At 64.2% G+C, this 12,379-nt stretch carries 14 protein-coding genes; 9 read left to right on the top strand and 5 right to left on the bottom strand.

Annotated elements, in window-relative coordinates; translation table 11 throughout:
- Window positions 1-150: 150 nt before the first annotated feature.
- The 7 genes from AACG61_RS00335 (at window position 151) to AACG61_RS00305 (ending at window position 7,403) form a co-directional block, all read left to right on the top strand.
- Window positions 151-597, top strand: a complete 447-nt coding sequence (locus AACG61_RS00335) for a CopD family protein (RefSeq protein WP_411838040.1) — start codon at window positions 151-153, stop codon at window positions 595-597.
- 127 nt (window positions 598-724) lie between these two features.
- Entirely contained in the window at window positions 725-1,996 is a 1,272-nt protein-coding gene (rho, locus tag AACG61_RS00330; RefSeq protein ID WP_411838039.1) for a transcription termination factor Rho, read from the top strand.
- Between the two features lie 10 nt (window positions 1,997-2,006).
- Window positions 2,007-3,272, top strand: coding sequence for a tRNA uridine-5-carboxymethylaminomethyl(34) synthesis GTPase MnmE (mnmE, locus tag AACG61_RS00325; protein WP_411838038.1), 1,266 nt, complete (start codon window positions 2,007-2,009; stop codon window positions 3,270-3,272).
- A 13-nt stretch (window positions 3,273-3,285) separates the two neighbouring features.
- The gene (gene mnmG / locus AACG61_RS00320; protein WP_411838037.1) at window positions 3,286-5,148 is read left to right on the top strand and encodes a tRNA uridine-5-carboxymethylaminomethyl(34) synthesis enzyme MnmG; all 1,863 of its coding nucleotides are present in this window, start codon (window positions 3,286-3,288) and stop codon (window positions 5,146-5,148) included.
- The gene (gene rsmG / locus AACG61_RS00315) at window positions 5,145-5,735 is read left to right on the top strand and encodes a 16S rRNA (guanine(527)-N(7))-methyltransferase RsmG (RefSeq protein WP_411838036.1); all 591 of its coding nucleotides are present in this window, start codon (window positions 5,145-5,147) and stop codon (window positions 5,733-5,735) included. Before mnmG ends, rsmG begins: the two co-directional genes overlap by 4 nt.
- Window positions 5,728-6,513, top strand: coding sequence for a ParA family protein (locus AACG61_RS00310; RefSeq protein ID WP_411838035.1), 786 nt, complete (start codon window positions 5,728-5,730; stop codon window positions 6,511-6,513). Before rsmG ends, AACG61_RS00310 begins: the two co-directional genes overlap by 8 nt.
- On the top strand, window positions 6,513-7,403 hold the full coding sequence (locus tag AACG61_RS00305; protein WP_411838034.1) for a ParB/RepB/Spo0J family partition protein: 891 nt from the start codon (window positions 6,513-6,515) through the stop codon (window positions 7,401-7,403). Before AACG61_RS00310 ends, AACG61_RS00305 begins: the two co-directional genes overlap by 1 nt.
- Window positions 7,404-7,420: 17 nt before the next feature.
- Here AACG61_RS00305 and AACG61_RS00300 read toward each other — a convergent pair whose 3' ends face one another.
- From AACG61_RS00300 to rph, 5 genes are read right to left on the bottom strand one after another with little or no spacing between them, the layout of a single operon-like run.
- Window positions 7,421-7,777, bottom strand: a complete 357-nt coding sequence (locus AACG61_RS00300; RefSeq protein ID WP_411838033.1) for a YbaN family protein — start codon at window positions 7,775-7,777, stop codon at window positions 7,421-7,423.
- Window positions 7,778-7,779: 2 nt separating this feature from the next.
- Window positions 7,780-8,946: a radical SAM family heme chaperone HemW gene (gene hemW / locus AACG61_RS00295; protein ID WP_411838032.1), complete on the bottom strand. Its 1,167-nt coding sequence runs from the start codon at window positions 8,944-8,946 to the stop codon at window positions 7,780-7,782.
- Complete coding sequence (locus AACG61_RS00290) at window positions 8,943-9,317, bottom strand: RidA family protein (protein ID WP_411838031.1); 375 nt, start codon at window positions 9,315-9,317, stop codon at window positions 8,943-8,945. The genes hemW and AACG61_RS00290 overlap by 4 nt, the downstream gene beginning before the upstream one ends.
- Entirely contained in the window at window positions 9,310-9,918 is a 609-nt protein-coding gene (gene rdgB, locus AACG61_RS00285; RefSeq protein ID WP_411838030.1) for an RdgB/HAM1 family non-canonical purine NTP pyrophosphatase, read from the bottom strand. The genes AACG61_RS00290 and rdgB overlap by 8 nt, the downstream gene beginning before the upstream one ends.
- On the bottom strand, window positions 9,915-10,628 hold the full coding sequence (gene rph / locus AACG61_RS00280; protein ID WP_411838029.1) for a ribonuclease PH: 714 nt from the start codon (window positions 10,626-10,628) through the stop codon (window positions 9,915-9,917). The genes rdgB and rph overlap by 4 nt, the downstream gene beginning before the upstream one ends.
- 86 nt (window positions 10,629-10,714) lie before the next feature.
- On the opposite strand from rph, the gene hrcA reads away from it, so the two are divergent.
- Together hrcA and AACG61_RS00270 are read left to right on the top strand one after the other, a co-directional pair.
- Window positions 10,715-11,770 (top strand): heat-inducible transcriptional repressor HrcA, encoded by a 1,056-nt coding sequence (hrcA, locus tag AACG61_RS00275; RefSeq protein WP_411838028.1) that lies wholly within the window; start codon window positions 10,715-10,717, stop codon window positions 11,768-11,770.
- A 30-nt stretch (window positions 11,771-11,800) separates the two neighbouring features.
- A complete protein-coding gene (locus tag AACG61_RS00270; protein ID WP_411839543.1) occupies window positions 11,801-12,307 on the top strand; it encodes a nucleotide exchange factor GrpE in 507 nt (168 codons plus the stop codon).
- The last annotated feature ends 72 nt before the right edge of the window (window positions 12,308-12,379 follow it).

Below are 12,379 nucleotides of genomic sequence, written 5' to 3'. Positions count from 1 at the left end.
CGGATTTTTCACATGCTTGTCCACATCGGGTGATTCTGGGGAAAATGTCGTGAGCAGAGTCCAGGTTCGACTGTCCACAGGCCCTACTTCAACAACATTTCTTTTCTTATCTTTCTTATTTAAGGGGGGAAGGCAGAGAGAGGTGTGACCATGTTCGACGCGCTGGCGACGATCTATCCCTATGCCAAGGCCTTTCACGTGATGGCGGTGATCGCCTGGATGGCGGGCCTGTTCTATCTGCCGAGGCTGTTCGTCTATCACGCCGAACGCGGCGCAGGATTCGCCGAGCCGGTCACCAGCTTCGTCATCATGGAGGAGAAGCTGCTGCGGGTGATCATGAACCCGGCGATGATCGCGACCTGGATCAGCGGGCTGACCCTGGTGCTGACGCCGGGTATCGTCGGCTGGTCGATGACCTGGCCCTGGGTCAAGGGCGCGGCGGTGATCGCGATGACCGCGTTTCACATGTGGTGCGCGCGCGAGCGTCGCGCGCTCAAGGCCGGACGGGCGCGCAGCGGACGCCATTACCGCATGCTGAACGAGGTTCCGACCCTGCTGATGATCGCCATCGTCAGCGCCGTGATCGTCAAGTTCTGAGCGAAAAGATTGACTCCGAGGGGTCGGGCGCGTATCTGCCGCTGCAACCCCGGCCGTCCGGTGCGGGATTCCCATGACACATGTCTGATCCGCCCGATTCGTCGCGCGGTCGAAAGTTTGCATCAGAATGACCGAAGAACGCCTTAATCTGTCCGACCTCAAGGCCAAGAGCCCCGCCGACCTGCTGTCGATGGCCGAGGAATGGGAGATCGAGAACGCCTCGACCATGCGCAAGGGCGAGATGATGTTCTCGATCCTGAAGGAGCATGCCGAGGAGGGATGGGAGATCGGTGGCGGCGGCGTTCTGGAGGTGGTCCAGGACGGGTTCGGCTTCCTGCGTTCGACCGAGGCGAACTATCTGCCGGGTCCGGACGACATCTATGTCAGCCCGGACATGATCCGGCAGCATTCGCTGCGCACGGGCGACACGGTCGATGGCGTCATCCGCGCGCCCGGCGACAACGAACGCTACTTCGCGCTGACCAAGGTCGAGAAGATCAACTTCGAGGAGCCGGAGAAGGCCCGCCATAAGGTCGCCTTCGACAACCTGACGCCGCTCTATCCCGACGAGCGGCTGAAGATGGAGATCGAGGATCCGACCATCAAGGATCGCAGCGCCCGGATCATCGACCTGGTCGCGCCGATCGGCAAGGGTCAGCGGTCGCTGATCGTGGCGCCGCCGCGGACCGGCAAGACGGTGCTTCTGCAGAATATCGCGCATTCGATCGAGAAGAATCACCCCGAATGCTATCTGATCGTCCTGCTGATCGACGAGCGGCCCGAGGAGGTCACCGACATGCAGCGCAGCGTGCGCGGCGAGGTGGTTTCGTCGACCTTCGACGAGCCGGCCAGCCGACACGTCGCCGTGTCGGAGATGGTGATCGAGAAAGCCAAGCGCCTGGTCGAGCATAAGCGAGATGTGGTGATTCTTCTGGATTCGATCACAAGACTTGGTAGGGCGTTCAACACCGTCGTGCCGAGTTCCGGCAAGGTGCTGACCGGTGGTGTCGATGCGAACGCCCTGCAACGGCCAAAGCGGTTCTTCGGCGCGGCCCGGAACATCGAGGAGGGCGGCAGCCTGACCATCATCGCGACCGCGCTGATCGACACAGGATCGCGGATGGACGAGGTGATCTTCGAGGAGTTCAAGGGCACCGGCAACAGCGAGATCGTGCTGGACCGCAAGGTCGCAGACAAGCGCGTGTTCCCGGCCATGGACATCCTGAAATCGGGCACCCGGAAGGAGGAGCTGCTGGTCGACAGCAAGGACCTGCAGAAGACCTATCTGCTGCGCCGTATCCTGAACCCGATGGGAACGACCGACGCGGTCGAGTTCCTGATCTCCAAGATGAAGCAGACCAAGAGCAACTCCGAGTTCTTCGACTCGATGAACGCCTGACGAGGCAGAGATGGACCTGATCTTTGCGGAAGCCACCCCGCCCGGGCGGGGGGGCGTTTCCGTCATCAGACTGAGCGGATCGGGCGCGCGCGACTTAGCCGAACGGCTGGTCGGCGCCATGCCGATTCCGCGGCACGCCTATTTCCGGGATCTTCGGGATGGTGACGAACTGCTGGATCAGGTCCTGGCGATGTGGTTCGCGGAGAGGTCCAGCTTCACGGGCGAGGAGGTGGCCGAACTGCATCTGCACGGCGCACCGATCGTCGCGAGGCGTGTCGGCATGGCGTTGTTGAGCTTGGGCGCGCGGCCTGCGGAGGCCGGGGAGTTCACGCGCCGTGCCTTTTTGAACGGGCGCCTTGATCTGGCGGAGATCGAGGGTCTGGGGGATCTTCTTGCGGCGGAGACCGAAACGCAGCGCAAGCTGGCTTTGCGGACGGCGTCCGGGGAACTGGCCCGCAAGGCCGAGCGGTGGCGCAGTCTTCTGGTCGAGGCAGGAGCGCTGGTCGAAGTCAGCGTGGATTTCGCCGATGAGGACGTGCCAGACGAAGTGCCTGATCAGGTGTTTCAGGCTGTCGATGAACTGAAGGCGGAACTGTCGCGTGAATTGAGCGGTTTCCAGGCCGCAGAACGGGTGAGGACCGGATTTGAGGTCGCCATCATCGGTCCTCCGAATGCGGGAAAATCCAGTCTTCTGAATTGGTTGGCGCAGAGAGATGTGGCGATTGTCTCATCGCGCGCGGGTACGACGCGGGATGTGATCGAACTGCGCTATGATCTCAGGGGGCTTGCGGTCACGTTCCTTGATACAGCCGGTCTCAGGGAGACATTGGACGACATTGAGATGATCGGTATCGACCGGGCGCGACAACGTGCGGAGGCGGCGGATCTGCGGATTCACCTGTCATCTGATGGGACTACTGTTGATCGGCTGTTCGTCGATGGCGACATTGTCGTCCGAGGCCACGCCGATGAGGGCGATGGCGGAGGCGGAATGGCGATTTCGGCAGTGACCGGTGTCGGTGTGAGCGACGTTCTGGATTCTCTGTTCACTGAGTTGAGTGGCCGCGTGGCTGAGGCTGGCCTCGTCAGTCACATGAGGCAGGTCGTTGAATTGCAGTCCGCGATGTCCGCATTGGACGGCATTGAGGCTCAGCCGGTCGAACTGATCGCAGAGTCCATTCGGGCGGCCAACCATTCCCTTGACAGGCTGGTTGGCAGAATCGGCGTGGATGACTATCTTGACCTGATATTCTCATCCTTCTGCATCGGAAAGTAGAGGAGTGTTTCACGTGAAACATTATGATGTCTTGGTGATCGGTGCGGGCCATGCCGGATTGGAGGCTGCGACTGCCGCTGCGAGGATGGGTGCGCAGGTGGCTCTGGTCACGATGCGGCGCGACGATATCGGGACCCTTTCCTGCAACCCTGCGATTGGCGGCTTGGGCAAGGGGCATCTTGTCAGGGAGGTCGACGCCTTGGATGGCGTCATGGGACGCCTTGCCGACGCTGCCGGGATTCAGTTCCGGCTTCTCAACCGGCGGAAGGGTCCGGCGGTTCAAGGACCGCGTGCGCAGATGGATCGAGATCTGTATCGACGGGCTGCTGCTGAGGTTATCTTTTCCTATGAGAATCTGACGACGATTTTTGCGGAAGTTACCGAGTTTCTCGGGGATGAGACCTCCGTCAATGGAGTGCGGCTTGCAGACGGGAGCGAGCTGAATGCATCTGCCACAGTTCTGACGACGGGAACATTCCTGAACGGTCAGATCCACATCGGTGAGGTGTCGCGCCCTGCTGGGCGATGGGGTGACGGCTCGGCAAGCCGCCTGGCCACCAGCCTGTCGCGATTCGGCCTGCCTGTGGGTCGGTTGAAAACCGGGACCCCGCCCCGAATCGAGCGGTCTTCGATTAACTGGGACGTCCTCGACATGCAGCCGGGTGACGAAAGCCCGGTTCTGTTTTCCTATCTCAGTTCTCAGGTCGAGGCAGAGCAGATCTCTTGCGGGATCACGCATACCAACAACCAGACTCATAGGATCATCCAAGACAACCTGACACGTTCCGCGATGTATGGCGGGCATATCAGCGGTCGGGGGCCGCGCTATTGTCCCTCCATCGAGGATAAGGTCGTCCGTTTCGCCGATAAGGATTCGCATCAGGTCTTTCTGGAACCGGAAGGGCTGAACAGCGACTTGGTCTATCCGAACGGCATTTCAACTTCTCTGCCGGAGGACGTGCAGTTGCAGTATGTTCGGTCGATGCTGGGACTCGAGAACGCTGTCATCCGCCAGCCGGGATACGCGGTCGAGTACGACTACGTTGATCCGACCGCGCTCGACGCTTCGCTATCGGTCAAGTCTGTGTCTGGTCTTTATCTCGCAGGCCAGATCAACGGGACGACCGGATATGAGGAGGCAGCAGCACAGGGTCTTGTTGCCGGCATAAATGCCGCTTTGGCCGCAAAGGGGGCGCCCGCAGTGTCGTTTAGCCGCGCCGACAGCTACATCGGCGTCATGATTGATGACCTGATCTCCAAGGGTGTGACCGAACCCTATCGTATGTTCACGTCACGCGCCGAGTTTCGGCTGTCCCTGCGGGCGGACAACGCGGATCAGAGACTGACGCCCTTGGGGATCAGTCTCGGCTGCGTGAGTACGGAGCGCGTCAAGGCATTCCATGAGCGACAGTCAAAATACGATGACGCGCGCAAGATGTTGGAGTCGGTCACGCTCTCGCCGAGCCAACTCGCGCAAGGTGGCATCGCCGTCCGGCAGGATGGCGTGCGGAGATCGGCATTCGCTTTGTTGGGTCAAACAGATGTCGATGTCTCGATCTTGGCAAAGATCGTTCCGCAGATCGGGTCAATTGAACCTCCGACCTTGGAGCAACTGAAGAACGACGCGCTTTACAGTCATTACTCTGAGCGGCAGTCCCGGGACGCCGATGCGTTGAGGGCGAATGAACAGACGGTCTTGGACCCGGACATGAATTACACGCGGCTCGGCGGGCTGTCCGCCGAGTTGAGCAGGAAGCTCACCGACGCACGTCCGCGGACCATGGCCGATGCTGCTCGCATCGAGGGGATGACACCGGCGGCCTTGACGCTTCTCTTGGCCGCCAGCAAGATCAAGAAGCTGAGCGTTGCGCGATGAATGTTTCACGTGAAACAGAGGAGTTGTTCAGCCATTACGAGCAGCTCCTTATCAAGTGGAACAGCGCGATCAATCTCGTCTCGCCGGCAACACTGCCCAATCTGCGCGACCGGCATATCGACGACAGCGCACAACTCTGGGACTTGTCTATGCCAACTGCCGGGCGGTGGGTCGATCTTGGAAGTGGCGGCGGTCTTCCAGGGATCGTCATATCGATTATGGCACAGCGCCAAGATGTCGACATCACGCTTGTCGAAAGCGATCAGCGTAAGGCGACCTTTCTGCGGACGGTGGTTCGCGAGCTTGACCTCAGACGCGTAACGATTCTCTCCCGGCGGATCGAGGACATCGAGCCGCTATCCGCCGACTTCCTCTCGGCGCGCGCCCTTGCGCCGATGGCCGGCCTCCTTCCGATGATTTCGCGTCACTTGAATCGGGACGGGCAGGTGTGGCTGCTGAAGGGCGCCCAGTGGCGCGAGGAATGTCGCGTGGTGCAGCAGTCATGGCGGTTCAATCTTCGTCGTTTCCCCAGTAGAACCAATCCCGACGCGGCCATTCTCAATATCTCCGGAGTCTCCCATGCCTGAACAGCATATCGTGGCGATCGCCAACCAGAAGGGTGGGGTCGGCAAGACCACGACGGCCGTCAACCTGGGGGCCGCGCTGGCGCAGGCCGGGCACCAGACGATCCTGGTCGACCTTGATCCGCAGGGCAACGCCTCCACCGGTCTCGGCATCACGGCCGATCAGCGGACGCATACCGTGTATGAACTCCTGACCGGCGAGGTTGATCTTCAGACCGCGGCTGTCGAAACCGACATACACAATCTCAGGCTCGTTCCCTCGACCCCCGATCTTGCATCGGCCGACGTCCAACTGGCGCAGACGCCGGATCGGACCCGGCTTCTGGCGAAACAGCTTGCCGATGCGCCTGATGGTTCGATCATTCTGATCGACTGCCCACCAGCACTCGGCCTCCTGACTGTCAATGCAATGGTTGCGTCCAGCAGTGTCCTGGTTCCCTTGCAGGCCGAATTCTACGCTCTCGAAGGCCTGTCGCAGCTTCTGGGCACCGTCCGCCAGGTGCGGCAGGGCCCCAATCCGCGCCTTCGGATCAACGGCATTCTGCTGACCATGTCGGACTATCGCAACAACCTGTCCCAGCAGGTCGAGGCGGATGCCCGCGAAACCTTGGGCGATCTGGTCTATCCCACGGTCATTCCGCGCAATGTGAGGGTTTCCGAAGCCCCCTCGCATGCGCAGCCTGTTCTGGTCTATGATCCGCTGTCGAAGGGCAGCACCGCTTATCGGCAGTTCGCCACCGAGTTCACCGCCCGCCTGAAGCTCGTACCGGAGATTGCGTGATGTCTGACAGCAAGATTGCGAAACGGGGTCTGGGACGCGGTCTGTCCGCCTTGATGGCCGACATGGATCTGGGGGAAGAGCCGTCGACCACCGCGCGCGACCGCGCCATGCTTCCCATCGAACAGATCACCGCGAATCCGGATCAGCCGCGCCGCAGCTTCGACCCCGACGCCTTGCAGGAACTTGCCGCGTCGCTCAAGCAGCGCGGCGTCCTGCAACCGCTGATCGTTCGTCCGCACCCTGCCGACAAGGGCCTCTATCAGATCGTCGCCGGAGAGCGGCGCTGGCGCGCGGCTCAGATGGCGCAGCTGCATGAGATGCCGGTGATCATCCGCGAGATGTCGGATACCGAGGTGCTGGAAGTCGCAATCATCGAGAACATCCAGCGCGCTGATCTGAACGCGATCGAGGAGGCCGCATCGTTTCGGCAACTGATGGATCGCTTCGGTCATACGCAGGAGCGTCTTGCCGAAGCTCTCAACAAGAGCCGCAGCCATATCGCGAACCTCCTCCGCCTGCTGAGCCTGCCCGATTCGGTTCAGGACATGGTCAAGGACGGCAAGCTGAGCGCCGGGCATGCGCGCGCGCTGATCACTGCCCCGAACGCGGCTCAACTGGCCCGAAAGGTCGTCGAAAAGGGTCTGTCGGTGCGCGATACCGAGGAGATGGTCCGAAACCTGACCAAATCCGACGACGCGAAGCCTCGCGGTCGTCAACGCCAGACCGAGAAGGATGCAGACACGAGGGCGCTGGAAGCCGATCTGACCGCGCATCTGAAAATGAAGGTGCAGATCGATCATGTCGGCGGGGAAGGGGGGTATATGACGATCACCTACCGTGATCTCGACCAACTTGATCAGCTGTGCAAACTTCTGGGTGGCAACGGCTGACGCCTACCACATCTTGATCAGTGTTCGGGGCGCGTCACAAGATAAGCCCCGACCGACAGACAGACTGTCCCCTGCACCGCCACGACCCACAGCGGCATCCCGACATACCAGGAGAGCGCCACGCCCGAGGCCATGGCCGTCACGGCCCAGATCTTGGCCAGCCGCCCGACCGCGCCGCGCTCCTGCCAGGCGCGGACCGGCGGACCATAGGTCGGATGATTGATGATCCGCTGCTCCAAGGCGGGCGACGACCGCGCAAAGGCCCAGGCCGCGACCAGCAGGAACGGCACCGTGGGCATGACGGGCAGGGCGACGCCGATGATCGCCACGATCAGGAACAGCCATCCAGTGACCAGCCAGATCCGCCTGCGCATCGTCAGGGCGCCAGTTCGCGCAGGATCGCGTTCAGCACCGGACGCCCCTCAGGCGTGGCCGACAGGCGGTCGCCCTCGACCTGCACCATTCCCAGATCCTGCAGGGACCGGACGGCCGCTGCATTCAGGGGCTGCCCCGCCAGGTTGCGGAACCGCTCCATGTCCATCCCCTCGGTCAGCCGCATGGACATCAGCAGATACTCCGTCGCCTGTTCGGATGCGGGGATGAACTCGCGCAGGACCTCTCCCGTTCCCGCCCGCTCCACGGCGTCCAGCCACGCGCCCGGCTGCCGATGCGCCTCCGTGGCGCAGCGCCCGGCGGGCAGCGTGATCCGCCCATGGGCGCCCGGTCCCACGGCGGCCCAGTCCCCCTGACGCCAATAGACCAGGTTGTGACGGCTCTCGGCCCCCGCCCGCGCGTGGTTCGAGATCTCGTAGCAGCCCATGCCATGCGCCTCGCAGATCTCCTGCGTGTCGGCATACATGTCGGCCGACAGGTCGTCGTCCGGCAGATCGCGCAGCTTGCCCGCATCCGCGCGCGCGCCGAAGACGGTGCCGGGTTCGATCGTCAGCTGATACAGCGACAGATGATCCACCGCCATGGACAGGGCCTCGCGCAACTCCGCGCGCCAGGCATCGCGCCCTTGGCCCTGCCGCGCATAGATCAGATCGAAGCTGACCCGCCCGAAGACCGACCGCGCCACGTCGAAGGCGGCCCGCGCCTCGGCCACCGAATGCATCCGCCCAAGCCGGCGCAGGTCGGCATCATTCAGTGCCTGGATACCCATGGACAGCCGGTTCACGCCCGCATCGGCAAAGCCCTGAAATCGGCCCTTCTCGACGCTGGTCGGGTTGGCCTCCAGGGAAATCTCGATGTCGTTGGCAAAGCCCCAGGCCGCGCGGGCGGCCGTAATCACCGCATCCACCGTCTCGGGCAGCATCAGCGACGGGGTGCCGCCCCCGAAGAAGATGCTGCGCAGGTGCCGGCCCGGCAACTCGACCGCCAGCCGTGCGATCTCGGCCGACAGGGCGCGCGCCCAACGGGCCTGGTCGACCTGAGCCACCACATGGCTGTTGAAGTCGCAATAGGGGCATTTCGCCGCGCAGAACGGCCAGTGGACATAGAGCCCAAAGCCCCCCGCGCGCCAATCCTCCTGAAGGCCGGTCATCCGCGGAGCGCCGTCACTTCGATCTCGACTGCCATCTCGGGCCGGATCAGCCCGGCCACCACCATCGTCGCGGCGGGCCGGATCGCGTCCAGCGCCTCGGAGAGGGCAGGGGCGATCACCTCGACCAGGGCGGCGTCGGTGATCGTGTACTGCACCCGGACGATGTCGTCCGGCGCGAACCCCGCCTCGGCCAGCACCGCGAAGATGGTTCGAAAACAGTTCCGCGCCTGCGCGCAGGGATCGTCGGGCATGGTCATGGTCGCATAGTCATAGCCCGTGACGCCCGACACGAAGCACCAGTCGCCACGCACGACCGCCCGGCTGTAGGCCAGGCGGTCCTCGAAGGGCGATCCGGTGGTCAGCCTACGCAAAGCTGGCCTCGATCATCTGCGCCACGGCGCGGGCGCGGTGGCTCAGGCTGTTCTTCATCTCCGCCGACATCTCGCCCAGGGTCTGCCCATGCCCGTCCGGCTGGAAGATCGGGTCATAGCCGTGACCCTCGGCCCCGCGCGGCGGCCAGACGACCTGGCCGGGCAGCACGCCCTCGAACACCTCGTCATGCCCGTCCGGCCACATCAGCACCAGCGTGCAGCGGAACTGCGCCCGGCGCGGGGCGGGGGCGCGGGCCTCCTCCAGCGCGCGCCAGGTGCGCTCCATGGCCATGGCGAAGTCCCGGCCCTGGCCGGTCTCGGCCCAATCGGCGGTATAGACGCCCGGCGCGCCGTCCAGCGCATCGACGCAGATACCGCTGTCATCGGCCAGGACCGGAAGGCCCGTGGCCTGCATCGCGGCACGCGCCTTGATCCGGGCATTGCCGACAAAGCTGTCCTCGGTCTCGGCCGGCTCGGCCAGGCCCAGATCGCCCGCGCCCGTCACCTCGACGCTGTAAGGCGCCAGCAGGGCGCGCATCTCGGCCAGCTTGCCCGAATTGTGCGTGGCGACCACCAGGCGCTTTTCCGTGAACGCCCTCATCCGATGGCGGCCTTCTGCGCCGCGACCAGATCGGCCATGCCGATCTCGGCCAGATCCAGCAGGCGACCCATCTCATCGCGCGAGAAGGTCGCGCCCTCGGCCGACATCTGCACCTCGATCAGCCGTCCGCGGCCGGTCAGCACGAAGTTGCCGTCGGTGCCCGCCTCGCTGTCCTCGGCATAGTCCAGGTCCAGCAGCGGCTGGCCGGCATAGATCCCGCAGCTGACCGCCGCCACATGGTCGATGATCGGATCGCTGGTGATCGCGCCCGCCTTCAAGAGCTTGTTAACCGCCAGCCGCAGCGCGACCCAGCCCCCGGTGATCGAGGCGCAGCGCGTGCCGCCATCCGCCTGGATCACGTCGCAGTCGATGCTGATCTGCCGCTCGCCCAGGGCGCTGCGGTCGACGCCCGCGCGCAGGCTGCGCCCGATCAGGCGCTGGATCTCCTGCGTGCGGCCCGACTGCTTGCCCTGCGCGGCCTCGCGGCGGTTGCGGGTGTTGGTCGCGCGCGGCAGCATGCCGTATTCGGCGGTCACCCAGCCCAGCCCCGTGCCCTTCAGGAAGCGCGGCGGGCTGTCCTCGATCGTGGCGGTGCACAGGACGTGCGTGTCGCCGCATTTGATCAGGCAAGAGCCCTCGGCATGGCGCATCACCCCGGTTTCAATTGAAATCGGACGCATTTGGGCTAGATTCCGGCCTGACGGGCGCATGACTTTTCCTTTTCATGAAGATACGTTGCCCATACCGCCCGGTGGGCCCGTCACGCAACCCCGCGCAGGGTCACAATGCAGGCGCCATGAGCCAGGAATCGCTGCTGCACGAGATGAACGACCGCTCCCGCGAGGTGTTTCGCCGGGTGGTCGAATCCTATCTGGAGACCGGAGAGCCGGTGGGCTCGCGCACGCTGACCCGCGCCCTGTCCGAAAAGGTCAGCGCCGCCACCATCCGCAACGTGATGCAGGACCTGGAGCTGATGGGGCTTCTGGACAGCCCGCATGTCTCGGCCGGGCGGCTGCCCTCGCAGATGGGGCTGCGGCTGTTCGTGGACGGCATGATGGAGGTCGATCCGGTGGCGCCCACCGACCGCGCCGCCATCGACCAGACCTTGGGCAATGACGACCCCGAGACCGGGGTCCTGCTGGACCGGGTCAGCACGGCCCTGTCCACGATCACGCGGGGTGCCTCGCTGGTGCTGATGCCCAAGCACGAGGCCCCGATCCGGCATATCGAGTTCGTGAGCCTGGGGACGGACCGCGCGCTGGTGGTGCTGGTCTTCGCCGACGGCCATGTGGAGAATCGCATCTTCACCCCGCCGCCCGGCCAGACGCCGTCCTCGATGCGCGAGGCCGGAAACTTCCTGAACGCCATGGCCGAGGGCAAGACCCTGGCCGAGCTGCGGGGCCATCTGTCGCATCAGATCGCCGCGCGGCGGCGCGAGCTGGACGTGCTGGCGGCCGAGCTGGTGGAATCGGGCATCGCGCTCTGGGGGGCCGAGGCGGCCGATCCGCGGCTGATCGTGCGCGGCCGGGCGAACCTCCTGGACCGCGAGGCGGCCGATCTGGACCGCATCCGCGTCCTCTTCGACGATCTGGAACGCAAGCGCGACATCGTCGAATTCCTGGAGCTGACCGAGAAGGGCGATGGCGTGCGCATCTTCATCGGCTCCGAGAACAAGCTTTTTTCACTTTCGGGTTCCGCTCTGGTCGTTTCCCCCTATATGAATGCCGACCGGAAAATTGTAGGCGCGGTGGGTGTCATCGGGCCGACCCGGCTGAATTACGGCCGGATCGTCCCGATCGTCGACTATACCGCGCAGCTGGTCGGGCGGGTGCTGTCCGGCCGGAAAGGATGAAGTGAGATGACCGAGCAGAACGAACAGCCCATGGACGACTTCGTGGACGACCCGCTGGCCGATCCCCAGGAGGCGCTGGACCGGCTGACCGCCGAGCGCGACGAGCTGCGCGACAAGTGGATGCGCGCCCTGGCCGATGCCGAGAACGCCCGCAAGCGCGCCGACAAGGACCGCCGCGACGCCGAGAACTATGGCGGCTCGCGCCTGGCGCGCGACCTGCTGCCGGTGCATGACGCGCTGACCCGCGCGCTGGATGCCGCCGGAGACGAGCAGCGCCAGGCCGCCGCCGCCCTGATCGAGGGGGTCGAGTTGACCCTGCGCGAGCTGTCCAACGTCTTCACCAAGCACGGCATCACCATCCTGCGCCCCGAGGTCGGCGACCGCTTCGACCCGACGCATCACGAGGCGATGTTCGAGGCCCCGGTCCCCGGCACCGTCGCCGGGCACATCATCCAGGTGATGGACAACGGCTTCATGCTGCACGACCGCCTGCTGCGCCCGGCCAAGGTCGGCGTCTCCTCGATGCCCGCCAGCTGACGGCACGCGCTACAACCTTCCTCCGACTTGCCGAATGTTTCCAATGGCGCGACGCTTGGTCACATCCGGTCA

Source organism: Paracoccus sp. ME4 (genome assembly GCF_046736325.1).
Lineage (GTDB): Bacteria > Pseudomonadota > Alphaproteobacteria > Rhodobacterales > Rhodobacteraceae > Paracoccus.
Note: the sequence above shows the minus strand (reverse complement) of the source record. Positions and strands in the feature narration are given on the sequence as shown.